Source organism: Spirosoma arboris, assembly GCF_009754945.1.
Classification (GTDB): domain Bacteria; phylum Bacteroidota; class Bacteroidia; order Cytophagales; family Spirosomataceae; genus Spirosoma; species Spirosoma arboris.
This window is the reverse complement of the sequence record NZ_WPIN01000020.1, coordinates 23,250-48,393: the sequence shown is the minus strand read 5'-3', so window position 1 is coordinate 48,393 and position 25,144 is coordinate 23,250. Positions and strand designations below refer to the sequence as shown.

General features: G+C 49.7%; 21 protein-coding genes. 7 read left to right on the top strand and 14 right to left on the bottom strand.

Going from position 1 to position 25,144, the window contains the following annotated elements:
* Window positions 1-121: 121 nt before the first annotated feature.
* Window positions 122-1,141 (bottom strand): ankyrin repeat domain-containing protein, encoded by a 1,020-nt coding sequence (locus tag GO755_RS33860; protein ID WP_157589879.1) that lies wholly within the window; start codon window positions 1,139-1,141, stop codon window positions 122-124.
* Window positions 1,142-1,350: 209 nt separating this feature from the next.
* Between GO755_RS33860 and GO755_RS33855 the strand changes: the two genes are divergently transcribed.
* The gene (locus GO755_RS33855; RefSeq protein ID WP_198175010.1) at window positions 1,351-3,036 is read left to right on the top strand and encodes a hypothetical protein; all 1,686 of its coding nucleotides are present in this window, start codon (window positions 1,351-1,353) and stop codon (window positions 3,034-3,036) included.
* Between the two features lie 70 nt (window positions 3,037-3,106).
* A complete protein-coding gene (locus GO755_RS33850) occupies window positions 3,107-3,802 on the top strand; it encodes a cyclase family protein (RefSeq protein ID WP_157589878.1) in 696 nt (231 codons plus the stop codon).
* A 74-nt stretch (window positions 3,803-3,876) separates the two neighbouring features.
* Here GO755_RS33850 and GO755_RS33845 read toward each other — a convergent pair whose 3' ends face one another.
* Complete coding sequence (locus tag GO755_RS33845; protein WP_157589877.1) at window positions 3,877-4,269, bottom strand: ASCH domain-containing protein; 393 nt, start codon at window positions 4,267-4,269, stop codon at window positions 3,877-3,879.
* A 276-nt stretch (window positions 4,270-4,545) separates the two neighbouring features.
* Here GO755_RS33845 and GO755_RS33840 point away from each other — a divergent pair, with 276 nt between their 5' ends.
* Both GO755_RS33840 and GO755_RS33835 read left to right on the top strand, forming a co-directional pair.
* A complete protein-coding gene (locus GO755_RS33840) occupies window positions 4,546-4,938 on the top strand; it encodes a RidA family protein (protein ID WP_157589876.1) in 393 nt (130 codons plus the stop codon).
* A 152-nt stretch (window positions 4,939-5,090) separates the two neighbouring features.
* Window positions 5,091-5,852, top strand: a complete 762-nt coding sequence (locus tag GO755_RS33835; RefSeq protein ID WP_157589875.1) for a peptidase associated/transthyretin-like domain-containing protein — start codon at window positions 5,091-5,093, stop codon at window positions 5,850-5,852.
* A gap of 22 nt (window positions 5,853-5,874) precedes the next feature.
* Here GO755_RS33835 and GO755_RS33830 read toward each other — a convergent pair whose 3' ends face one another.
* From GO755_RS33830 to GO755_RS33815, 4 genes are all read right to left on the bottom strand, one after another.
* Window positions 5,875-6,987 (bottom strand): sensor histidine kinase, encoded by a 1,113-nt coding sequence (locus tag GO755_RS33830; RefSeq protein ID WP_157589874.1) that lies wholly within the window; start codon window positions 6,985-6,987, stop codon window positions 5,875-5,877.
* Window positions 6,988-7,195: 208 nt separating this feature from the next.
* Window positions 7,196-8,053 carry a phosphotransferase family protein gene (locus tag GO755_RS33825; RefSeq protein WP_157589873.1) on the bottom strand — a complete coding sequence of 286 codons (858 nt, stop codon included), beginning with the start codon at window positions 8,051-8,053 and terminating at the stop codon, window positions 7,196-7,198.
* Between the two features lie 9 nt (window positions 8,054-8,062).
* Entirely contained in the window at window positions 8,063-9,034 is a 972-nt protein-coding gene (locus GO755_RS33820; protein WP_157589872.1) for a zinc-binding alcohol dehydrogenase family protein, read from the bottom strand.
* A gap of 72 nt (window positions 9,035-9,106) precedes the next feature.
* Window positions 9,107-10,348, bottom strand: a complete 1,242-nt coding sequence (locus GO755_RS33815) for a multidrug effflux MFS transporter (RefSeq protein WP_157589871.1) — start codon at window positions 10,346-10,348, stop codon at window positions 9,107-9,109.
* A gap of 125 nt (window positions 10,349-10,473) precedes the next feature.
* On the opposite strand from GO755_RS33815, the gene GO755_RS41080 reads away from it, so the two are divergent.
* On the top strand, window positions 10,474-10,695 hold the full coding sequence (locus GO755_RS41080; protein WP_198175009.1) for a hypothetical protein: 222 nt from the start codon (window positions 10,474-10,476) through the stop codon (window positions 10,693-10,695).
* Complete coding sequence (locus tag GO755_RS33810) at window positions 10,616-15,250, top strand: glycoside hydrolase family 9 protein (RefSeq protein WP_157589870.1); 4,635 nt, start codon at window positions 10,616-10,618, stop codon at window positions 15,248-15,250. The genes GO755_RS41080 and GO755_RS33810 overlap by 80 nt, the downstream gene beginning before the upstream one ends.
* An 83-nt stretch (window positions 15,251-15,333) precedes the next feature.
* Here the strand turns inward: GO755_RS33810 and GO755_RS33805 are convergent, their stop codons facing one another.
* The 8 genes from GO755_RS33805 to GO755_RS33770 form a co-directional block, all read right to left on the bottom strand.
* Window positions 15,334-16,983, bottom strand: coding sequence for a DUF4980 domain-containing protein (locus tag GO755_RS33805; RefSeq protein ID WP_157589869.1), 1,650 nt, complete (start codon window positions 16,981-16,983; stop codon window positions 15,334-15,336).
* Window positions 16,984-17,069: 86 nt separating this feature from the next.
* Window positions 17,070-17,921, bottom strand: a complete 852-nt coding sequence (locus tag GO755_RS33800) for an NHL repeat-containing protein (RefSeq protein WP_157589868.1) — start codon at window positions 17,919-17,921, stop codon at window positions 17,070-17,072.
* Between the two features lie 32 nt (window positions 17,922-17,953).
* Window positions 17,954-20,164, bottom strand: coding sequence for an outer membrane protein assembly factor BamB family protein (locus GO755_RS33795; protein ID WP_157589867.1), 2,211 nt, complete (start codon window positions 20,162-20,164; stop codon window positions 17,954-17,956).
* A 40-nt stretch (window positions 20,165-20,204) separates the two neighbouring features.
* Complete coding sequence (locus GO755_RS33790; protein ID WP_157589866.1) at window positions 20,205-20,615, bottom strand: putative quinol monooxygenase; 411 nt, start codon at window positions 20,613-20,615, stop codon at window positions 20,205-20,207.
* A 77-nt stretch (window positions 20,616-20,692) separates the two neighbouring features.
* Window positions 20,693-21,430, bottom strand: a complete 738-nt coding sequence (locus GO755_RS33785) for a carboxymuconolactone decarboxylase family protein (protein WP_157589865.1) — start codon at window positions 21,428-21,430, stop codon at window positions 20,693-20,695.
* A 23-nt stretch (window positions 21,431-21,453) separates the two neighbouring features.
* Window positions 21,454-22,629 carry an NAD(P)-dependent alcohol dehydrogenase gene (locus GO755_RS33780; protein WP_157589864.1) on the bottom strand — a complete coding sequence of 392 codons (1,176 nt, stop codon included), beginning with the start codon at window positions 22,627-22,629 and terminating at the stop codon, window positions 21,454-21,456.
* A gap of 27 nt (window positions 22,630-22,656) precedes the next feature.
* On the bottom strand, window positions 22,657-23,136 hold the full coding sequence (locus GO755_RS33775) for a (R)-mandelonitrile lyase (protein ID WP_157589863.1): 480 nt from the start codon (window positions 23,134-23,136) through the stop codon (window positions 22,657-22,659).
* A gap of 28 nt (window positions 23,137-23,164) precedes the next feature.
* A complete protein-coding gene (locus tag GO755_RS33770; RefSeq protein WP_157589862.1) occupies window positions 23,165-23,926 on the bottom strand; it encodes an SDR family NAD(P)-dependent oxidoreductase in 762 nt (253 codons plus the stop codon).
* A gap of 207 nt (window positions 23,927-24,133) precedes the next feature.
* Between GO755_RS33770 and GO755_RS33765 the strand changes: the two genes are divergently transcribed.
* Window positions 24,134-25,033, top strand: a complete 900-nt coding sequence (locus GO755_RS33765) for a helix-turn-helix domain-containing protein (protein ID WP_157589957.1) — start codon at window positions 24,134-24,136, stop codon at window positions 25,031-25,033.
* Window positions 25,034-25,144: the final 111 nt, after the last annotated feature.

Below are 25,144 nucleotides of genomic sequence, written 5' to 3'. Positions count from 1 at the left end.
ACGATAAATACGCCCGATCACCCAGAATTTCACAAACCGTCTGCTATGGACTGAGTAATAGTTAAAATTAGCAATATTTTTAACCTCTATCTGCATTCCCGAAAACGACCTTTCAACTCAATCATTTAGGGTTGTTTTTGTCTGGCTTATCAGTTTTAGACTGCAAGATTTCCGCAAAAGTCGTAAACGTAGCTGGAGGAGTACCCTGTTGCGTATATAATTCCGCACGGCGTCGGACCAGATCAATAACTCGCACATGATGTGGACCTTCCAGATTCGGATCGGCTCCTTTTGTCAGCAGCAGTTGACACACATCCCAGGCTTCCAGACGGGTAGCCGTCAACAATGCCGAATTACCTGCCAGACTGTCTGATAGGGTGGCCGGATATACTGAATTAGGATTGGCGCCGTAATCGAGCAACAATTTCAGTTTGGTTAATCGCTCCGTTTCATCCTCTAACACCGTCAACAGAAGTGGTTTAGATTTATTTTGGTGGACTTTTTCGTTTGGATCAGCGCCGTTTTTGAGAAACCATTCCAATAAGGTTGGCGAGAAACTTCCGCTTACTTCGCTATACATTGGCAAGTGATGCGAATTTGCGTTATTGAAAGTAGCTCCCTTGGCAAGTAACTCCGTTAAGAAAGGAATTACCCAGTCTTGTGGACTGCTAAAAGCCCCTTCGATAGTCGCAAAATCGAGCAATGTCAGGTGCTCTTCTCCACTTTCGTTGAGTTGTGGAATTGGTTTTTGTAGTCCGGCCTGAAAACGCTTAAAATCCCGGTCCACAATCGCCTGGGCGAGTTCCCGACGGGCTGAATCATGAAAATAATACCTGCCATTGCGCCGTTCAGCATCCTGTTTGCGCGCTTGTTGAGTCGTCAATTGATTGAGTAACTGAGAAATACAGGCACATATGAGGAATGCTAAGCTCACGAGCACCACTTGACGGCTCAACAGAAAGGGCAGGCAGTTAACGCCAATCAGTAGAGCCAGCAGAATAAAACCGAACAAGAGATATGCCCTCGCAATGCCCCGACCTGCGGCATCTCCCCCCGATTGATCGATAGTTAAGGCTGCATAGCTAAGAAAAAGGCCATATATGACCAGTAACAACCAGTTAATGAGTGCAATAGTTTTCATTCGATGCATGTCGAAAGTCAACAAAAGTGGAACTGTTTGGCCAAATCTCTAGCCAGTTAACAAAGTACCAGGAACCGTTTGTGTTTTCCAGAGGGGAATGAATAGTTGGTAGCGCTGAGTTAATAAGTAGTTGATTTAGTGGAGACCTCTCGTTAACAGGGTAACTAACAATACCTATTTTTACGACTCTGTAACTGATTCCTATTTCGATGAGAGAAAAACTAAAGCTTATTATAGGGTGCTTAGGCATTATACTTATTTGTTCGTTCGTAGAACACCAATCCCTTGATGCTAGTAGTACGATAAAAAAACCCGAACCTAAACTGGTAAACATTGTCAATTTTATCCGCTTGCTGGAGCCCCGTGATCCCAAAATAACCCAGGATGTTCTGTACCAAACGGTAGTCAAACAGGTGGCTATCATGAAGAAATACAAACTCGGCGGCACGTTCCTGCTACAGTATGATGCCCTGATGGACTCCCGGTATCAGAAATTATTGAAAAGTTTACCCAAAGGAACCTTCGAAATTGGCGCCTGGTGGGAACTTCCACAACCGCTTATCGAAAAGGCCGGACTTCCCTGGCGTGGCCGTTTCCCCTGGGACTGGCATGCGGATATTGGGTTTTCAACCGGCTATACACCAGCCGAGCGGGAGAAAATCGTCGATGTATACATGGCTGATTTTAAGTCCATTTTTGGGTATTATCCCAAATCGGTAGGGTCATGGTTCATCGATACGCATACCTTAAACTATCTGTACGACAAATACAAAATCGTTGCCTCCAGCAACTGCAAAGATCAGTATGGAACAGATGGCTACACGCTATGGGGAGGTTATTGGAATCAGGCTTATTACCCAAGCCGACTCAATTCATACATGCCAGCTCAGCATGCGGAAAAGCAGCTCCCTGTCCCCATCTTTCGGATGCTGGGCAGCGATCCAATTCGCCAGTATGATACGGGGTTAGGCTCTAGTCGACAGGGAGTTATCACGCTCGAACCAGTTTACCCCAAAGCGGGTGGAGACAGCACCTGGGTGCACTGGTTCTTCAATGAATTTGTGAATGGTGAATCCATGGCGTTTAACTACACCCAGGCAGGCCAGGAGAATTCGTTTACCTGGGATGCGATGGCCAAAGGCTTCGCGATTCAGATGCCGCTGATTGCCCGCTTGCGTGACGAAGGAAAGATACGGGTCGAAACCCTGGAAGCTTCCGGCAATTGGTTCAGAAAAACATTCAAAACGACTCCCGCCACCTCGTTCACGGTCAAACATGATCTTCCGGGAGAGGATCGAAAAACGGTCTGGTTCAACAGTCGATTTTATCGTTTAAACCTGTTATGGGAAAACGGGAGTCTGCGCATTCGTGACATTCATCTGTTCGACGAGCGGTTTCCATCGGTGTATACAACACAAAAAGCCACATCGAATGAGTGCTCATTTTTTACACTGCCCGTTGTGGACGGCTATCTCTGGAGTAATAAGCAGGGGCCGTTAGCGGGCTTACGGTTTAAAGCCGTAGTCAATGGTAAAGAAGATATACTACAAGGTAGTGACCCAATCATTAGCAATCCTGAACCAGGGAAATTGCATGTTTCCTGGCCTCTAACGACTGTTAAAGGCGTATTGGAGATGGAAATTGATGAGAAAAAAGTCAAAATTGAGGTAAAAGGCGACAATCTACCGAAGTGGGAGTTGAGTTTCGACGCCTACAAAACTAATGAACTACCGTTCAAACGTATAAACTCAAACCGGCTTGATTGTGAATTTGAAGGCATGAACTATAGCGTGAAAGCAGACAGAGGAACCTTCTCGCCGTCGGCCGATAAAGGCCATTTCACCATGATTCCAACCCAAAACGTACTACTCTTAGATCTTTCCAATAGCAATTAAACCAACAAGCTAAGTAATTGATTTACAGGATTATTTTCGCTTCACCATCCAGTCAACCCAGGTAAAATCTATGACCGAGATCATTGATTTAAGTCAGGAAATCTTTTCAGGAATGCCGGTTCATAAAAGCCTTCCTGGTGTAACAATCGATATGCATGCTTCGCATGAAGAGTGGGAAGGCATTACCGATGCAAACACGGTTACACCAAGCGTTTATAAATTGGAGATAAGTGAACACACGGGCACCCACGTCGATGCATTGAATCACATGGGTATCGCCTATAAAGAACAGTCTATCGACACCATGCCGCTATCCATGTTTTATACGGAAGGCATTTGTTTAGATTTTTCTCACAAAGGGCTTAGGGAGTTAATCGAACCATCCGAAATGGAGGAAGCCTGTGTCAAAAACAATAGCGAGATTCGACCAGGAGACACGGTATTGATCTATACGGATCATTATCGAAAAACTTATGGCCATGCAGACTGGCCACATGGGCCGGGTATAAGCGCCGAAACCACTCGTTGGTTAGGTCGCCACAAAATAGCCGCTTTTGGAGTTGAAACCATGTCGCCGGGTGTGTCGGGCGTTTCCAACAAAGAAGTCCATCGTATTTGTGGTGAACTGGGTTTTACTCATTACGAGAACATGATCAATTTACATCGCCTGGTTGGTCGGGGACGATTTCGCTTTATTGGCCTCCCGTTGAAGATTCGTGGGGGAACGGGCTCACCCGTGCGAGCGATTGCGGTTTTTGAGAGCTAATTTTTTAAACGCAGAGGTTCAGAGGACACAGCGTATACGTAATTTTTAGAGGTGTTAGGGCGAGTGGGAGTCGATTAGTTGATTACGTCAATTAGTTTAAACCGCTCGCAATACATAAGCATATCGATCGCAAACTTACCCTGGCGTTCATAAAAACGTTGGTAGCCCAGACGCCAGTTAGCCAACGATCTATCTTCTTCACCGGAATCATAAGCAAACGCAGCATCTACTTCATTATAAGGCAGTTGCCTCAATTCAGTTGTTTCAATGACCGCGACGGGGCGTCCTGCTCCATTGAGTACAACATGCTGCTGACCAACAAACGTTTGTTGACCTTCACTAACGAGCCAGGAAGTTCCTGTTTTAATGCCCTGAACGACTAAAGCAGCCAGCTCATCAGCCATTTCTGCACTGTCGCCAAAAGAGAATTGATTGAGTTCGTGCCACCAGGGCTTTGTATCGTCCATGTACCAATTGAGAAATGCAATGCGAATATAGAGATCACCAGCTTTTAGAAAATGGTCTCCTTTTTTTACCGATCCGACTATTTAGTGGAAAAGGCACTGATGGGCAGTTTAGCACTCGTGCAGCTCATGGGCTACTTTCAACAGTTGATTACAGCAATAAGCTAGTTTGAGCACAACGCTATTTTAAGCGTTTCCCTATACGCTCAAATTTGGCAAAACAAACACGGCGACAAGCCTTTTCACAACCAATTTAACTCCTCTTACACAACAATCAGTATGAACATTACGACAATAAATCCCTGGCAATGGCAGAACAATTTTGGCTATGCCCAGGCCGTAGAGATCAAAAACAATCAGGGCACTCTATATTGCTCAGGACAGGCGGCAATGGATGCCGATGGAAATCCAGTGGGTGGCAACATGGCGGAACAATTGCAATTGAGCCTCCAAAATCTGGAGCAGGTTATTCAACAAGCTGGCTATCAGCCCGGCAATATCGTCCGTCTGAACTTTTACACCACCTCTATACCGGACTTCTTTGCTGCGTATGGTAGCATTGTCAGCTGGCTTCAATCGCATCAGGTAGCGCCATCCAGTACACTAGTTCAGGTTACGGCACTGGCCTTTCCAGAATTAGCGGTTGAGATCGAAGCAACTGTCGTACGCTAAAGTCTTATTCGGAACACTTGTCTACTGAGAAGAACTACAAGTATTGTCTAGGTAACGTATATAGATTATCGTTATCTAGGCAAGAAATCAAATCCTGTGGCATTTCGCCAAAATCAACTACCAATTCGTAAACAACAACTCATTTTTCAATCATGAAATCATTAAGACACTTTCTATTGGTAGTCAGCCTGATTGGTCTGGCTGCCTGCTCAAAACAGGCTGGCGATACGATTCCACCAGGCGACAGTTCTACACCTCAAGCGGGCTATGTGTCTGGTAAAGTGGTCGATACAAAAGGTCAGCCTATTAAAGGCGCCGAAATTACGGTCAACAACACTGGTGGTGTAGTTAATAACCTGATCGGCTATTCTGACGCCAATGGCAACTACAAGATCAAGCTCAGTACAGGCGGTGGGCCTTTGATTGGTTCCTACTACGTGCGGGGCCACATTACTGTTAACTACCTGAATTACCCTTTCCGTCTGGCGTTGTTCGTTGAAGATGACAGCGCCTTCGCGCCCGAAGAAGGGGCTGTGAAAAATCTGCGACTGAAAGTCGCTGGCCCTCGATCAAATTTTGGCGATAGTGGCTACTATGGTGGCACGATTGAGGTAGATAATCATACCAGTAATTCGCACTTCCCCGATATTGAAGTAACGATGGAGCCGGTTGGCCCGCTGGTGGACGGTAGCACGGGTGAGACGCAAGTAGCGCGCCCTGACTGGCTGTATTCCTACAACGTTCCTGTTGGTCAGTATAAGATTACGGCTCGTGATGTAGCCACCAATAAGGCGTTAGCGGTCAAAAATTACCTCTACGACAAAGGGTATCAGGCGTCGACAACAGGTGTCTTCGAACCAATTCTCACCAATTCTGACCGTTATCAATTAGTTATTCAGGTTGCTGATCTGTAGGTTCATTCAAGTAGAAATGAGATCATTTTACTAAAGCCGTCGGTTCAAGGAGCAAGGGCAGGCTAACAATAAACTGCCCTTTGGTTTCGTCGATCACGGGTATGGGCAGGTTCATCAACTGGTATTTGCTGATGATGTTAGTCAGCCCTACTCCATTCGATAACACGTGGGTTTGTTTGCGCTGGAGTGTATTGCTCACGATCAGTTCAGTCTGGCTAGTACTGATAATCTGAATACTTAGTGGCCGTTTTGGTGAAACCACATTATGCTTCACTGCGTTCTCGACCAGCAGTTGCAGGGTTAGTGGAGGAAGCTGGCTGGAGCGATGAGACGCTTCAACCGCAACCGTAAGTGTTAACCCGTCTCCGTATCGCGTTTTGAGGAGGTGATAATAAGCGTCGATGAACGATAGCTCCGCTTCCAATGTGGTCAAGTGCTGCTCGTTGGCCCGTAGCACATAGCGATATACGCCACTCAACTTATCCAGAAACTCCTCAGCCTGCTTCGGGTCTTCCGCAATCAGAGCCGATAATGAATTCAGGGCATTGAATAAAAAGTGGGGATTTACCTGCTGTTTGAGAACATCCAGTTGGCTCTGCAAATTAGTAACGCGTAATTGTTCTTTCTCCCGCTCAGCCTGCTCCAGTCGCTGGCGGTAAAGCGACGAATCCCGGATAAAGAACACAATCCCATATAAAAAAGTATAAAACAACGCGTTAACTAACCCATGAAGCCAATCGAAACCATAACTACTTAGGCGGACGGTTACCTGGTTAAGGGTTATGGATATCGTTTGGAGCTGATCTACAAAACCTCGCACGGTTCCGTGAATAGCGCCATATTCGAAGGCAGCCATAAGCCAGGCAACTAAAGTAGTAGCCAATCCACAACTTAGGAACGTGAATAGCCATCGGCTGGTCCGATTCGTTGGAAACAATGCGCGGGTCCGGTAATAAATGATTATAGCCCGGTTCAAATGCCAGGTAATAATTATTGTAGTGAGCGCAAACAGGAACTTAACGAGTACCGGCCCGTTAATTGGTTGCTGATAAGTATCATCGCTCACCAGCAACAAGGCTGTCAGCAACGCAATCCCAACCACACGTATCCAGATATCCTTGACGGTGTGCCTCATCCTTCGCTGGCTATACCTAATCTATCCATTCGTCCACAATCATAAAGGCAGTTCATCCTGATCTTTTTGATTTGTATCGTTAACGAATCAACTGCTGTATAAAGATAGCAAACAGCGACAAAACCCATAATGGCTAGATAGATTACCAAACAACGCAGACACAATAGTCTCTCATTTTCAACAACTTACTTAGATCAAGGCGACAAATTCAATGGTTAGCAAGCCAGGCCAACGCATTCTGTAAAACAAGCGCTCCATGTTTGGGATCGTCGCCCATGTCGGCCAGCTCTACTAATAGCAGCACACCTGTCAGGATAGAAACACGCTCACGGTCGATTAGGCGACCTGTTAGGAGTTCGTATTGAGCAATCACTCGCAAAGTCAGTTCAGGCGAAATAAAACTGGTGTAGATGAATTCTTCGTGCAACTCACCAAATCCAGAATCGCCAAAATCATATATGCCTGTAAGCCGTTGCTTTTCGTGGTCGAACGCCATGTTCCAGCCGTGTCCGTCAAAAAATCCGTACGTGATTCCATGAGGATCGTCGGGTAGTCTTGCCCATGTATCGAGCGTCTTTTCAGCCTTTACCAGAAGTACTTTTGATAAATACGGTTGAATGCCAGCCAGAATAATTTCCGGCGTCGGCCATTGGTCGCCGGGCAGCGCACCCGCAGTTTGTAGTAATTCGGGCTCGATAGCGTGAAGCTCCGCATAAAAACGTGCGATAGCTTCAGCAAGCCTTTGCTTTGCATTGCTTGTTAGCAACTCATATTGCGTAGTCACTAAGTGATTCCCTTTCAGCTTCGTATGCTTCGAAAAGGGTTGCGGGGCGTCAAAAAACTCAAGATCAGGAACCAGCAATGTAAGTCGGGGACGAACAATAGCAAGCATGGCGGCTTCCCTTCGTAAGGCTTCGACGCCATCATCTTCACGAGGAAATTTAAATAAGAACTTGTCGTCTACATCAACCGCAATGGAATCCCATCCCATGGTCAGCAAGCTAAACGAAGCCTCAGCAAGTTCCGGGAAATAAGTAACGATAGTCGTTTTAAACTGTTCCAGCATGGTAGTCCTTCACTTGATCAGCACGACAATCTTACCGGCTCCCTGATTGCTGTCCATAAATTGGTGAGCCGCTACGATCTGATCCAGCGAAAACGTCCGGCTGACGGCCAGCTTTACCTGTCCCGCTTCAACCTGGCGGATGAAGTCCTGAAACACTGCTGTCGGGCTAATGATCTGACCGCTATCGTAGGTGGTCAGGCGCACCGTAGCGGGGATGAAATCCATTGGGGCAAAATCGGGAATCGTCCAACTTTCGGCCAGCATTCCACTCATACAGCCAGTGCCTCCGGGTTTGAGACAAAGCAGCGAGTCATGCAGGGTAGACGTCCCTACCAGTTCCAGCACTTTATCGACACCTGCTGGATAAATAGCTCGCACGACTTCGTTCAGTGTACCATTGTCGATCAATATATGTGCGGCTCCATTGGCACGTAACGCAGTTTCTTTCTGGGGGTTACGTGTTGTTGCCAGTACGGTCAACCCCGCTAAGCTAGCCAGTTGAGTCGCCAGCATGCCGACTGATGACGTACCCCCGCGAATCAGCAGGGTTTCGCCTTGCTGAATATTCAGAGCTGGATACAGCGAACCATAAGCCGTTTGAAACATTTCGGGAATCGCTCCCAGAGTCTCCCAGGGCAATGAGCTCTGGAACGGTCGTAGCAGGTGTTTAGGTAACACAGTGTATTCGGCATAGCTACCGTCGAAATCCCGGCCCATGCCGCCCATCAGCGCCATTACTTGCTGACCTTTGGCATATTGACCGGAGGGATCAATCGCTACTTCGCCAACACACTCGATACCCAGCACACGCGGAAACTGAACACCGGGTGAGTAGCCTTTGCGGGTCATCAGTTCCGAGCGGTTCAACCCAAACGCTTTGACCTTGACTAAAACCTGTTCGTCTACTGGAGTTGGTACAGGGCGTTCCTCAAGGATAAACTCCTCGGGCGAGCCTGGGTGATAGATAACGGCAGCTTTCATGGTACCTATAGTCAATTACAACAGCATTAAACTCCTGATTAAGTCGGTTTATCGACAGACAACTTCGTTACGTTAAAACTTCTCTAGGATTTCCAGGCTTTGCTGAGCGGCAACTTCCCGTTTCGCCTGGTATGCCATCCGCCTGTGGCCTAGTAGTAAGGCCGATAGACCCAGTGTGCAGCAAATCAGCATGATAGCAGTCATGGGCACCGCTGTGCCATTGAAAAACAGCCCTACCAACGCAGATGCGATAGACCCACAGACCATCTGCAAAGCACCCAGCAAGGCAGATGCACTTCCGGCTCGTTGGGTAAACGGAGCCATTGCCAGAGCAGCTGAGTTTGGAAACGTAAAACCCTGACAACTCAGGAATAAAAATAGTAATCCAATCGTGCTATATAAACCGAGGAAACCGCTTACTGTGCCAATTAACAAAAGTAGTCCGATTAGAAATTGAATCGCAATTACAGCCGTTAGCAGTTGGCTGCTCGTATAAGTACGTAATAGCAAGTTGTTGAGCTGACTACTACCAATGAGTCCGGCGGCTATCATTGCAAAAATGATTCCGTATTGCTGCTCACTTACGCCATACAATTTCATGAAGATGAACGGTGATCCCGCCAGGTAAGCAAATAAGCCCGCCGATGCTAAGGCACCAGCACCGGCATAGGTAGCAAATTGAGACTCTTTCACAACCTGCCCGTACCCTTGTAGCATAGCGGTCAGTTTCAGAGAGACGCCTGCATCAGCTTCTCTACTTTCGGGTAGCCACCGCATAACAGCCACCAACAACAAAGCGGCAACGATAGCTAATACGGTAAAGACTATGCCCCATCCACTGGTTGCAATCAGATAGCTACCGACTGTTGGCGCCAGAATGGGCGAAACGCCTAAGATCAGCACTAACAAGGACATCACTTTTGCATTTTCCTCTGCCGGAAATAAATCCCGTACCATCGCGTTCGGAGCGACCATACCCACACAAGCACCCAGGGCCTGCAAAAAGCGAAAGCCAATCAGGGCTTCCACAGATGGAGAAAGTGAACAACCAATGGAAGCCAGAATATATAACCCTAGACCAATCATTAATGGCGTTTTCCGCCCAAAGCGATCCAGCAAAGGACCACATATCAACTGGCCCAGGCAAACCCCAATAAAAAAGCTCGATAGTGAATAAGCGACCTGGTCGACCGTTGTATGCAAATCTCTGGCTATGGCTGGAAAACCAGGCAGGTACATGTCAATGGAGAAGGGGCATACTGCTGCCAACAGTCCCAGAATCAGGATAACTATAGAGCGTTTATTGTTTTCCATAACGTGTTTGTTCAAACAGAAATAGCAAGCGCGTTTTCAAGTAACTACGCAGATTTAACGTTGATGATTCCCAACGAGCAAACCAGATGTAAATAATCCAGTGCCCCTTCCTCCCAACTCAACCGTTGTTTCTGTCGGTTCGTCCTATATGCACCTTTTTCCTGGCCCTTGGCACGATAAGTTCGCCCGCTTTTAGCCCCGAAAAAGCACCCGCTTCGGCGGCTTCATTCACTAAAACGCCCGTTCGGGGCGCGGGAATTACTTTTTATGAAACAACAAATTGTATGGACATTGGTCTGGCTCCTTACCTCATTCCGGAGTCTGGCCGCACCACCCAGTACGACTGAGTTTATTCGGGTCGATCAGTTTGGGTATCTGCAAAACGCCCGAAAAGTGGCCGTCGTCGTTAGTCCGCAGGTCGGATCAAATGCGGGGACACCATTCAATGCCAGCACTGGCGTGAATCAGTATCAGGTACGTCGATGGGCCGACGATGCCGTGGTATTTACAGGTACATTGCAAGTCTGGCGCGATGGTGTTACCCAAACGCAGTCTGGCGACAAAGGCTGGTGGTTCGATTTCTCGTCGGTCAATACGCCCGGTTCATACTACATCTTCGATGTGGGAAAGAATGCCGGGTCATACCGTTTCGAGATTGGTGATAACGTTTATGGCGACGTGCTGAAAGCCGCCATGCGGACGTACTTTTACCAACGTATCAACTTCGCCAAGCAGCCTCCTTACACCGACGCGAAGTGGGCCGACGCAGCCACCCACGAATGGCCGGGTCAGGATCGGCAAGCTACAAGCCGGTACGCAAAAGGCGATATGAGTACGGCTCACGACTTACACGGCGGCTGGATGGACGCAGGCGACATGAACAAGTACGTGACGTTTGCCGAAGAACCCGTGGCTCTGTTGCTGGAAGCCTATCGGCTCAATCCGACGGTATTTGGGGATAATTTCAACATTCCCGAATCCGGCAATGGGATTCCCGACATTCTGGACGAGGTGAAATGGGAACTTGATTTCATGCGTCGGATGCAGGACGCCACCGGTACGGGCGGCTTGTTCTTGAAAGTGGGGGTCGACAACTACGATGAAAGCGACCGAAACGGCGGATTACCGCCCAGCGCCGACCGTCGGCCACGCTATTATGTGCCCGAATGTACATCGTCGACATTATCAGGAGCGGCTATGTTTGCTGTTGCCGGAGCAGTATATCGAACCATTCCTGGCCTGAGCGACTACGCGCAGGATATGATCGCCCGAGCTGAACAGGCATTTAATCGGGCAAAGATCACCACCCGCAATTTCACGTATTTCGAAACGACCTGCGATGATCAGGACATTCGGTCGGGGGATGCCGATAAACCGGCGGATATTCAACGGCAGTCAGCGGTAGTGGCGGCTATTTATCTATTCGAGGCAACGGGTAAGGCTGACTATAAAGTGTTTGTGGATTCGCAGTATAATCAGATTCAGCCGATTGCCAACCAGTGGTGGGGTCCTTACACGATGCATGTTCATACGGCATTGTTGCGCTATGCCGCTAATCCGGCACCTACGCCTACAGTAGCGGCACAGATTCGAGCATTGAAAAGTCAGCAGAATGGGGTATTATCCATCAATGATTATACGGCCAAAACGGACCTCTATCGGGCTTACATGGCCGATGCACAATACCATTGGGGAAGCAATCAGGTTCGTGGCAATGCGGGCGTTGCCAATCTGGATTTCGTCAACTTCAACGTGAATCCGTCTAACAAAGCGCTTTATCGGGAAGTGGCGGCCGAATACCTGCACTGGTTTCATGGTGTGAACGCACAAGGTAAGGTCATGCTATCGAACATGGGTGTTTATGGAGCCGAGAACTCGCAGAACGAGATTTACCATACCTGGTTCCAGCACGGCACCGATTGGGACAATGCTCTTACCTCGCCCAAAGGGCCTGCACCAGGCTATGTACCGGGTGGTCCCAACAATATGGATCAATATGACGGCACCGAAGGTTATCTCCGCAACGAACCGCTCCAGAAACGGTACAAGGACTGGAACACGGGTTTCCCCGAAAATTCGTGGATTCTGACCGAAGTGGCAATTTACAATCAGGCCCCTTACATCAGCCTGCTCAGTCGGTTAATGACGCCTACCTCAGACCCCACCGATACCGAACCGCCCACTGCGCCGACCAATCTGGTTGCTTCGGACCTGTCACCTTACTCGGTGAAACTGACCTGGACCGGCTCGACGGATAACCGGGGTGTTACGGCTTACGAGGTATATCAGAACGACACCAAGATTGCTGAAACGCCGGAGACGAATCTGAATATCACGACGTTATCGCCCAGCAACAGCTACACGTTTACAGTAAAGGCCATTGACTTTTCGGCCAACCGCTCGAACGCCAGTAACGCCGTGACGGTGAATACACCCGCTCCCAGCCCCAATGATTTCATTATTTACGGAGACGCCCTGAAAAGTACAATTGCTGACTGGTCGTGGAATAGCAACAATAATCCGGGCAATACAGACCCCGTGAAACTTGGACAGAAGTCGCTGAAGGTAAACGTAACCACGGCCTGGGGCGGATTAAGCTTGCGTAACAGCGAGGTACTGAACACAGCCAGTTACCCCGGCGGGCTGCAATTCTGGTTCTACGGCACCGATAAGCGGGTGCGTGTAAACATGAGTCAAGTCGATGTAGGCTCGACGACAGATTTTTATAACATCACCGCAGAACCGAACACCTGGACGCTCGTCCGCATTCCCTGGAGCGAATGGGGCAATCCGGCGCAGATTCAGCGGATTTCGATTACTGACGGTTCTGGCAGTACGCAAAGTTTCGTCGTCGATGATATCCGTCTGGTAGCAGGTACCGATTCGCAAGATAACGAAGCGCCCACCGCGCCAACCAATCTGGCCACCAGCAACGTCACCACCACCGGCCTACGCCTAACCTGGACAGCCTCGACCGACAATGTGGGCATTACGGCTTATGAGGTATTGCAGGGTAGTACTGTGTTAAACAGCAATGTAGTGAGCACATCACTGGATGTCTCGGGCCTAAGTTGCAATACATCGTACAACTTCACGGTCCGCGCCAAGGATGCCGCCGGAAACATATCGCCCAACAGTAACACGGTGTACGTTATGACCACATCCTGCACCGATACGCAAGCCCCTAGCGTACCTACGAACCTGGTTGCCAGCAATGTAACAGCTACGAGTCTTACGCTGACCTGGACGGCATCAACAGATAACGTGGGCATTACGGCCTATGAAGTCTATCAAAATGGCGTGTTATTGAGTAGTAATGTAGCAGGTACATCGTTCAATGTGAGCAATCTGGCCTGTGGTACAACCTACACGTACACAGTGCTGGCAAAAGATGCGGCTACTAATAAATCAGCAGCGAGTGCGGCCACCAACGCGATAACGCTGGACTGTCCACCCGCACAGCCTACGGGTAGTGACGTAATTTATGATGAGTCGTTAAACGCAAACTGGCAGGAGTGGGGTTGGTCGATCAGTTCGAACTACGCAAATACCAATCCGGTCAAAGTGAATCAGAAATCGCTGGCGATCAGCTATACCGATGGGTGGGGAGGCTGGGCAATCACCCGCACTACTTACTTTGTCACGACGCCCCAAACGACGCTTCGATTCTGGATTTACGCTACGACAAACAATACGATTGGCGTTTGTACAAATTCGGGAAATGAGAGTGGACAAAGTCCGTACGTGTCGTTTCAGCCCACGCCCAATGTATGGCAGGAAGTAGTGATCACCATGCCGCAACTCGCCAACCCGGCAAAGATCAAGCGGCTAACGATCCAGTCGCAGGCACCGGGTGCGAACCTGATTTACGTAGACAACGTCCGTCTCGAAGGTTCGTTTAACGTGACGGCCAGCAACGTAACGACCACTAGCCTGCGTCTGAACTGGACGGCCTCATCGGGTGTCACGAATGTTGCCGGTTACACCGTCTATCAGAATGGTATCCTGCTGAACGGCAGCGTTTCTGGCACATCGCTGGATGTTTCTGGGCTGACCTGCGGCACGGGTTACAGCTTCATAGTCCGAGCTAATGATGCGTCTGGCAATGGACTAATAACGAGCGTTCCCCTAAGCGTATCGACTGCCTTCTGTGCTGGTTCGTCTGCCGTTGAAATGATCTATGATGAAGCGTTCAACCCAGGCTGGGACGACTGGTCGTGGGGACTAGTGACTAACTATGTGAATACGAATCCGGTGAAAGTAGGCCAGAAATCGGCTTCGCTGACCTTTGACGGATGGGGTGCCTGGTCCATCTTCCGTAAAACGGCGCTGTCTGTTGCGTCCCAGTCTACAATCCGATTCTGGATGTATCCCACGACGAACAAAACGCTTGCGCTAACGACCTACGCCGAAAACGACAGTCAGGCGAGCCAGACGTACAGCTTCCAGCCAACGCCCAATATATGGCAGGAGGTAGTAATCACAATGCCGCAGTTAGGGAACCCGACGCGCATTAAACGGCTGGTACTGAATATGCCAACCTTCGGTCCGAATCCGATCTATCTGGATAATGTACGTATCGAGACGCCTAACGGCTCGGCGCGGGTAGCAGCATCTGCTGAGTTTCCCGACGAAGGTCGAATGACCGTCAGTCCAAACCCAGCAACTGGTCCCGTGCGTGTGCAGGTCCTGACAGGTGAAGCGCAGGTTGGTACGACCCTACCAGGCACACTGTCTGTGCTGAATCTGGCGGGTATGCCGATTGTTAGCCAGTCTGTATCCGTAGAGTCTGGTCTGAATGAGTACACACTCGATCTGAGTCAAGTACCAGCGGGGCTGTATCTGGTCCAGTGGCAAACATCGACGAAGCGACTGACTCAGCGATTGGTGCTGAAAAAGTAGTGCACTGAAAGATTCAGCGTGGCTAACTGCTAAATTTTAAGGTAGTTAGTCACGCTGTTTTTGATTAAGCTAGCAGAAGCACACTATTTCCAGATTGATTTGGCTGTATATACTTCCAGATTCTTCACCTCACTAGGTGTGCCCCAAAATCGAAGCCCTTCGGTGTTGCCTGCTACTGGCTTTCTTTCCAACGAATACGAGTAAGCACCACCGTCGATGAACACTTCTATGGATGTCCGATCAACATAGATGTCGGCAGTGATTTCCATGCTGGTCATGTTTTCAGGCGAATAGAACACGCCGTTTACCCGGTTGCCATTCATATCGTAATCCAGCAAACGCTGCCCGAATAAAGACAAACCCGCGCTCGTGGCATGCGACAGTTTCAGGGTCGTCCTGACTCGAAACTGGTCTAACTGGTTAAACGATTTCACCTTCTCATTGGCGTCAGCTGCACTTAGTGACGCAGCCTGCTGTACCTTCTCAAATAATTGCTCCGTTTCTTTTACCGGTACACTCGTAAGTCGCAGGCCGTTTTTGGTCGTATGAAGTTTCAGCTCGGTGGGTAACAACATCATGTGGTTGAACGGCATACCCGGTTGCGGAACCCGACCCCAGCCAATTTGAATCCGCCGAGGATCGGTTTGAGGCATATTCGTGAAGGTCTGTGCCGCATAGATGGTGCCGGTAACGTAGTAATGCTTCCCTGATTCGGGCGTAAACGTTTTCCCATCAAATGAGCCGATCATATACGTAGCGGATGCGCCATACATAACCCATTTAGTTTTCTTTGTATCGCCGTCGATGGGCAATTCGAATAAGTCAGGACACTCCCAAAAACCGGTGACGTGGCTTTCAAATTTCCACTCCTTCATGTTTTTCGACGTATAGATCGAGTGCCCATCCCGCTCATTCAGGACCATCACCCAATGCTTGCCAGGCGTATACCAAAACACGCGTGGGTCGCGGGTGTCTTTGCTATTCCATTTCGCCTTTGAGTCGATCAACGGATTCTTAGCATATTTTGTCCAGGTGCGACCTTTATCCAGACTATACGCCATGCATTGAATCTGTTTTTCCGGGTTATCCACCGTGTAAAAAGCAATCATCGCCGGTGTATTGCCCTGGTTAAATCCGGCGGTATTGGTGTAGTCGATCACGGTTGAACCCGAAAACATGGTTCCCAGACTATCGGGCGATAAGGCGGTTGGTAATTCTTCCCAATGGATCATATCGCGGCTTACGGCATGCCCCCACGACATGTTTTCCCATTCGCGCTCATAGGGATTGTGTTGGTAAAAAAGATGGTATTCTCCCGCGTAGTAGATCATGCCGTTGGGATCGTTGATCCAACCTCGGCGGGTTGAAAAGTGATACTGCGGCCGGTTTTTCTCCCGATACAGTGAATCCTGACCGGCAATTTTATCAGCTTGATAGATTTTAGTCAATCCCGCCTGATCGCCATCATAGCGAATGGTAATGGTTTTTCCCTGAAGGGCACTCATATCACAAAACACCCAATAGTCGGGCTCACCAGCGGCAAGCCTTATTTTGAACGAGCGTTCCTGTTTATCATTGACCATGAATTGCATCGCTTCCCGTTTTTGGGTTTGCGATATGGGCAGATTTAGGTATCGTTTGGTAATCGTAATGGACAGCGGCTGTGCGTAAAGCAAGCGACTACCGAAACAGGTCAATACAAGTAGGATAATGAGTTTTACTGGCGATTTCATGGTATCGGAGTGATTACCATCCGAAGTAGCTGAGGTAGCATTTATACTTTTACACATGTACGCCTTAGTAGCAAACGCCCGTAAAGTTACCTCACCGAATAAGCCCGAACTGTGTTATGAAACAGGGTCGGAACAAACAGCATTCTGGAAGTGGGATCATAGTCGGTATCGGCCGTTTTGATCTGCTGGCTTGCGATATCCAGTTTTAATTCGGTCGTTCCATCGGCTCGCATGAACCAGGCTTTTCCGGCCACTTCGTTGATCAGGTAAGTTCCGTCGCCCAGGGCAACAATGCCATCGATACTGCTTGTAGTGACCACTTTAGTGACCAGTTGAATTTGCTTTGTCGTCAGATTCAGGCGAAATAGTGAACCGTCGCCATTACCGATCAGTAAGTCATTGTTATCAACCAGAAGACCATTGGTGCCTTTGAGCGGACCACCGGCCACGACAGGCTTTACGTTCCCATTGGTGAGCTCCCACACCTTACTCTCCTTTGAATCGGTGATGTATAACACCTGCCTTTTGGTGTCAACGGCAATATCATTGAGAAATACGGCTCCTTCGATTGGATACCGCTTCAGTACTTTGCCCGTGGCCAAAGCGATCTCAACAACCTGCGTCATTTCGGTCACGTACAGTTTACCGTTCAGGATACCCATGCCTTTCGTGACGTTCAGATTGTCCGTAAACTTCAACTGAATCACCTTGCCATCCAGTCCCACTTTAGCGATGTAGCTGCTTTTGTTTTCCGGAGTTGCCTGACCATTGATACAGGACACATACAACACCTGTTGCGGTGCGTAAAACAGGACGCTTTCGGGCGTGCGGAGTGTGGTGTCCGTTTCCCAAACGGGTTTCAGATCGATGGACTGGGCCTGACCGAGCGCAGGTACACTCAGGCTCAGAAGCAACAGGCGGAGACAGGCATTCTTCATAAGCAAAATCGTAGTAGAAAGTAAACACAGAGTTACGGCAACGCAAACGCCATAATGTAGCCAGCCGGGTTCGCATCACTACCACCCACTGACAGCGCCACGTACTGTTTGCCCTTGGCCTGATAGGAGCAGGCCGTGGCGTTGGCGATACCGGGCAGCGTCGATTGCCAGAGCAGTTTGCCGGTTTTCTTGTCAATAGCCCGCAGTTTTTTGTCGGCAGTGCCGCTGATAAATACCAGCCCGCCCGCCGTGACAATGGGGCCACCTTTACTTTCCTGCCCCGTTTCGGGAGCGCCTTTTTTCTGCCGTTTTTCGTCGTTGCCCAGCGGAATCTGCCAGGCGTATTCCCCCGTCGACAGGTTTAGCGCGTGCAGTGTACCCCAGGGTGGCCGCAGCGCCGGATTGCCGCTTGGGTCTTTGAAAGTCACGTAGCCCGTTGTGTTCAGGTAGCGGGGAGCGCCCGGTTTGGTCTGAGCCGGTTTCGATTTAACCTCTTTCGGATTACTTTTTGAGTCGCCCTGTTTGAGGTCGTAGACATAGGCCAAAATGGCTTCTTCTTTACCCTGTAAAATTGTCTTGAAGGCAGGCATGGGTCCGCCACCAACGGAAATCTTGTATAAGGCCGCATCCCGATTCATCCGGTTTTTCAGCCCGACCAGCGATGGGTAACTGGGTTCGATTCCGTTTTTATCGGCACCGTGGCAGCCAGCGCAATAGGTCGTGTATAACTTTTTACCCTGATCAAAAACCGTCAGGTTTCCGCCTTCATCCAGTTGATCAACTTTAGTTATAGTCTGAATATCAGGCGCATCGTTGGATTTGATGTAGAGATACGACGAAGCCGGATCGTAGGCCGCTCCGCCCCATTCTCCGCCACCCCGTGTGCCGGGCAGTTCCAAAGTCCCCTTTAAATCTGGCGGAGTATAAATGCCCTCGTTGCGTAACGAGCGGAACTTCTTCAGAATAGCTTCGTGGTCGGCATCCGAATAATGGGTCAGGTCGGCCTCCGTCATCGATTGCCGGGAAAATGGCGCGGGTTTCGTTGGAAAAGGCTGCGTTGGCCAGGCCGTCTCGCCGGGCATGTGCGAAACCGGAACCTTAAGTTCTTCAATGGGAAAGATCGGCTTGCCCGTTTCGCGATTGAACACAAATACGAAGCCCTGTTTGGTAATCTGAGCAACGGCGTCGATGTCCTTCCCATCCTGATGTACCGTCACCAGGTTCGGGGGAGCGGGTAAGTCGTAATCCCACAGATCGTGGTGTACTGTCTGGAAGTGCCAGACATGCTTACCCGTTGCGGCATCGACGGCTACCAGACAGTTGCCGTACAGGTTTTCGCCTTTGCGGTCGGCCCCGTAGAAATCGTACGTGGGCGATCCCAGGGCCAGATATACGAGGCCCCGTTTACTGTCGAGGCTCAGACCCGCCCAGTTATTGACGCCCCCGACTGATTTATAGGCATCTTTGGGCCAGGTTTCGTAACCGGGTTCGCCGGGCTGCGGAATCGTGTGAAACGTCCAGACGAGCTTGCCGGTTTTGCAGTCATAGGCACGCACGAAACCGGGTTGCTCATCGTATGTATCGGGGATTCGACTTCCCAGAATGAGCAGGTCTTTGTAAACGATGCCCGGCGACGTTGGCGTTACCGTAATGGCGTTCGGGTCACCCCGAAGTCCAACATTCAGGTTCACTTTTCCCTGTTCACCAAACGACTCAATGGGTTTGCCGGTGCGGGCATCAAGGGCAATCAGGCGGTCGGCTGCCGTGAACAGAATGCGTTTGTCTGAATCCGGCCCACCGTCGCGGGTTTCCCAGTAAGTAACGCCCCGGCTGATGTTGCCTCTGTCGGCCCCGTTGAACGGATCGAAGGACCAGATTTCTTTACCCGTGGCGGCATCAACGGCGTAAGCCCACTGTTTGGAAGAAGTCGCATACAGGACTCCGTCAACAATAATCGGATTACACTGGCTATTACCCGTGCTGGCCACTTGCGGTTTCACTGCACCAGCGGTACTGCCTTTCGGCGCATCGTGAATGGCAAACGTCCAGGCTGGCTTTAACTGCCCCACATTGGATGCATTGATCTGATCCAAAGGCGAATAGCTGGAACTGTTTTCATCCGCTTTGTAAACCGACCAAGTCCTTTCCTTATTCTCATCGGTAGAACAACCGGTGAAAAGCAAAGCCATGACCAGTGGAAAAGCGCCAAACAGGATAGGTCTGAATCTTCGTTGTTTTTTCATTTGGTTCAATTAATGATCTATTGCGTCATGGCACTCACTATTAGTCTTTTTTCAGCAAGGCTGGCTTGATTTCCAGCGCGATAGGCATTACCTCAACCAGTTCCAGCGACTTGACCATTTTTAGCGTCCCATTTTTGTATTTTAAAAAGTGCGCCGTTTTCAAATGCGCCTGATACGCTTCCTCACTGGCATACACTTCAAAAACCGTAACCTGGGTAGGATGTGCCTTATCGTATACGGCCTGCAGGGCCAGCACGCCCGGTTCAACCTGCACGGCTGCTTTGGCGTGCTCGGCAAGTGCCGACCTGTACTCGTCAAGATTGGCCGGGTAAATTTCGATCTTCGCAATCCTGACTTTCCGGTTGTCCTGCTGGGCCGAAGCAGTTGTATAGCCTATCGTGAGCATGATGACGAAAAGGAAAAATGTGCTGGTTGAATACGTAGTTTTCATGTGATTCTGGTTAATCCAAACGTAATATGATCTATTAACCCGACACCCAGTTTCAGTGCCGGGCTTTATCGCGTATTTTATTTTTTCCTGGCAGCCAGCACGTTAGCGAGTGTCGCTCTGGCCAGATCGCCCTGGCTTTTGCTCACGGTTTGATCGATGAGCTGAAATGCCGCTGATAACTGCGCTTCTGTAAGGCCAGTATTCATCCCCAAACCGATGTGCGCCTGTAATTGGGGTGCCACACCGCTCATGGCCGCCAATGCGGAAACGGTCACTAACTCCCGCTGCTGATAGGTCAGAATATCCCGGCTAAAAATGTCGGCAAACAGGTGCTCTTTCAGAAATGTGTCGATGATCGGAGCAAATCCGTTGGCGCCGACCGTCGGGCCTTTGTCCGGCATTTTGGTCAGTGTTTCCAGCGTTTTTTTACCGGTTTCATACTTGTTGTCTGCCCAGGAAACCGGTGTAGCATCCCTGCCGACAACGTCCGTTTTACCGGCAACCTTTCGCTCGTCGAGCACAGTCATTAATGTGTTCAGGCCGTTCAGACTCCGGGGAAACCCACAGTAGGCATACAGTTGCACCAGTGCTTCCTTGATTTCATTGATCGTCATTCCGGCGTCTAAGCCCACATTCAGGGCGGTTTTCAGGTTGACTAAATCGCCGGTGGCCGTTAAGGCTGAGATAGTTACTAGACTTTGCTGTTTGTCATCTAACGCGTGGGTGGAAGCCGTGTTGGTTTGGGCGTTTATGGGATTCATAGGTACGAGTGACACCAGAAATGTCAGAAAAATGGAAAAACATAGTGGCTTCATGATTCGATTTACGAGTTGGTCATCTAGGAAATCGTAGCCATGTCGATAACATAACGATAGCGGGCTTCTTTGTTCACCACTTTATCCCAGGTCGCATTGATGTCTTTGGCCGAAATAACCTCGATCTGAGGATAGATTTTATTTTCCGCACAGTGGTCCATTACTTCCTGCGTTTCGGGAATGCCGCCAATCAGGGAGCTGTTGTAGTTGACCCGGCTATACATAAAAATCGAGTTATTAATGGTCAACTGGCCGCCAACGGGCTGACCCACCTGCGTGAAACTGCCATATGGTCTGACGCAGGCCAGGTAGTTCGACACCTCATACGCATACGGAATCGTCGAAATCATGTAGTCGAGCCTACCGGCGTAGGGTTTGAGCTTGTCAAGAGAATCGACAACGATAACTTCTTTGGCACCAAACCCCAGAATATCCTTACGCTTACTTTCGCTGGTGGTAAAGGCGTAGACCTCAGCCCCTTTGGCAACGGCTAATTTGATGGCCAGATGGCCCAGTCCGCCAATGCCGGCAACGCCCACTTTGTCGCCCTTGGCAAAACCCGACCGCATCAGGGGCGAGTACGTCGTAATTCCGGCGCAGAGCAATGGGGCCGCATCCTGAAGCCGGATGGTGTTGGGAATCCTGATCGCAAAATGCTCTTTCACGACAAGGTTATTGGCATAGCCGCCCTGCGTTATCCCTGTCGGCGAGGTTTTATCAGGACTCCCGTAGGTAAACACCGTTGCGTGGTTGTCGCAGTGGTGTTCCTCCCCGTTGGTACAACTGGTACAGGTCATGCAACTGTCTACCATACAGCCTACTCCGGCCTGATCGCCCACTTTAAATTTGGTCACGTTTTTTCCCACCGCCGAAACCACACCGGCAATTTCATGGCCGGGAATCTGCGGGTAGGTTTGCGCACCCCAGTGGCCCCGAATCTGGTGGATATCGGAATGGCAGATTCCCGAAAACTTAACATCAATGAGAATGTCGTTGTCGCCAACAGCCCGCCGTTCGAACGACCAGATATCCAGTTTATCCGATTTGCTTTTGGCAGCGTATCCTTTCGACGCGGTATTTTTCATGGCCTTATTTTCTGTCAGTAGTTGTGTGGGACCTACCAGCATAACCGTGGCGCTCAGAGCCGCCGATTGCTGGATAAATTGTCGTCTGGGTGTATGATTTTCCGGTTTGTTCATAGTCGTTGATGCCAACAGGTGATGGCTTTATTTGAGGTTATTGTATTCCTGATCCGTTACTTTTCGAAGCCACACGGCATTCCCTTTCTCCATATTGGGAAGGATCGAAATATGGCTCATCATGCTGGTAGGCGAAGCGCCGTGCCAATGCTCAATATTGGGCTGACATTTGAATACGTCGCCCATATGCATGATCTGAATTGGCTTTCCTTTTTCCTGGTAATAGCCCGTACCAGCCGTAATCAGTAATATCTGTCCGGTCGGATGCGTATGCCAGTTGCTTCGAGCTCCGGGTTCAAAGGTGACGCTTCCCACGAGGCAGTTCATGGTGGAATCGTTGGGCACCAGCGTTTGTACCCATACAGTCCCGGTGAAGTTTGTAGCCGGAGCTTTGTCGCCTTTGGGGAAAATGGCGGTTTGCGCCGGAATTGCGTTTCCGGTCGACTGAGCCTTGCCAGGCAGATTGCCGACTAGCATCAGGCCACCAAGCAGAATGATTGTTTTCATAGCGTTTGTTGATTGGGGGTTGACGTGATTATTGGATACTGTACCCGCCATCCACCACCAGCGTATGCCCTACGATCAGACTGGCGGCATCGCTGCACAGAAAGACAACCGTCGACGCAATTTCGTCCGGGCGACCCAGCCGACCGACTGGCACGGCCTGAAGCATGGCATCCAACGCTTCTTTCTGGCCACCGGCAATCATCTTATCGGCCATTGCCGTATGAATAAGGCCCGGACAAACGGTGTTGATCCGAATTCCCTGCGAAGCGTATTCCAGTGCCGCACTTTTGGTCAGACCGATAACGCCGTGTTTGGCCGCGTGATACGTTCCCCGCTCGGCTCCACCCAAAATGCCCCCAATCGACGAGCAGTTGACAATGGCACCGCTGCCCTGCTGACGCATGTGTTGTAACTCAAATTTCATGCAGCTCCAGACGCCCCGCAGGTTGATGCCCGTAACCCGGTCGAAGTCGGCTCGGGTTTGATCGGCAGCCCCGACCAGTTCGTTTTGTACGCCAGCATTATTAAAAGCCGCGTCCAGCCGACCGAACGCAGCGACCGTTTTCTGGATCATGGCCTCAACCTGCTCATCGTCCGACACATCACAAACGATAGCCAACGTGTTGTACCCTTCCGCGGCCAGTTGTGCGGCCGCATGTTGAACCGCTTTTTCATCCCAATCGGCCAACGCCACCGACGCGCCCGCTTCGGCAAATGCTCTGGCCGTTGCCAGCCCAATTCCAGATGCGGCTCCGGTTACCAGAGCGACTTTATCCTTCCAATTTTCCATATCTATTACTTGGTTTACGCCGAGAAATGGCCGTTTCAATGGACTATTTTCCGGTTCCACAGTCTCGTGGTACAAAGGTCTTGCACCGACCCGCATCCGTTTTTATACAGGTTACGGATTTACCTACCAATTTCACTGATTGGCGCTGGCGGATATGGCTGGCGGGAAGGAATGGGTAATTTTGTATCCGTTATAACCAACAAGGCAATGGATACCATTCTGAGGATTGATATAGTCAGTGAACACGATGCCTTTTACCATCAGGAAAATCTGCATCCGCTGGTCAGTGTGATCGACTTTACGGGTCGGGTACCCGAGCAATATGAATCCCGAATGAACTTCGGTTTTTATGCCGTGTATCTAAAAGATGTGAAATGCGGAGATATGAAGTATGGTCGGCATACCTATGATTATCAGGATCGGACGCTGGTATTTGTCGCGCCGGGGCAAGTAATCAACGTGGACATCAATCAGGATTACAAGCCGCAGGGCTTTGCCTTATTGTTCCACCCCGACCTGATCCGCGGCACATCGCTGGGCAAACACATTGATGAGTACACGTTCTTCGCGTATCAATCCAGGGAAGCCCTGCACCTGTCGGAAAAGGAAAGAAGGCTGGTGCTGGATTGTTTTGCCAAGATCCAATACGAACTGGAACAGGGAACCGATAAGCACAGCAAAACCCTGATTGCGGCCAACATTGAGTTGTTCCTGAATTATTGCCGACGGTTTTACGACCGGCAGTTCATCACCCGCAGCGATGCTAACAGCGACACCATCGAACGATTCGAAGCATTGCTGACTGCCTATTTTAACTCTGACAAACCGCAAACGGAAGGTCTGCCAACCGTCAGTTATTGCGCCGATCAGCTGAATTTATCAGCCAACTATTTTGGTGATCTGATCAAAAAGGAAACTGGTAAAACCACGCTGGAATATATCCAGTTGAAAGTGCTGGATGTGGCGAAAGAAAAACTACTGAGCGATACGGCCTCGGTCAGTGAAATTGCCTACGAGCTTGGCTTCAAGTACCCGCAACACTTCACCCGGCTCTTTAAACAGCACGTCGGTCACACACCCAAAGAGTACCGAAACTCGCTCAATTGAGACCTGATTGTTAACCCATTCAACTGGTCATACTGATATTATCGTTGTGTAGTACGTTTCAATCAGTAACATACGATCTGAATTTGCTCTTTACAGCACCATTCCGAATTT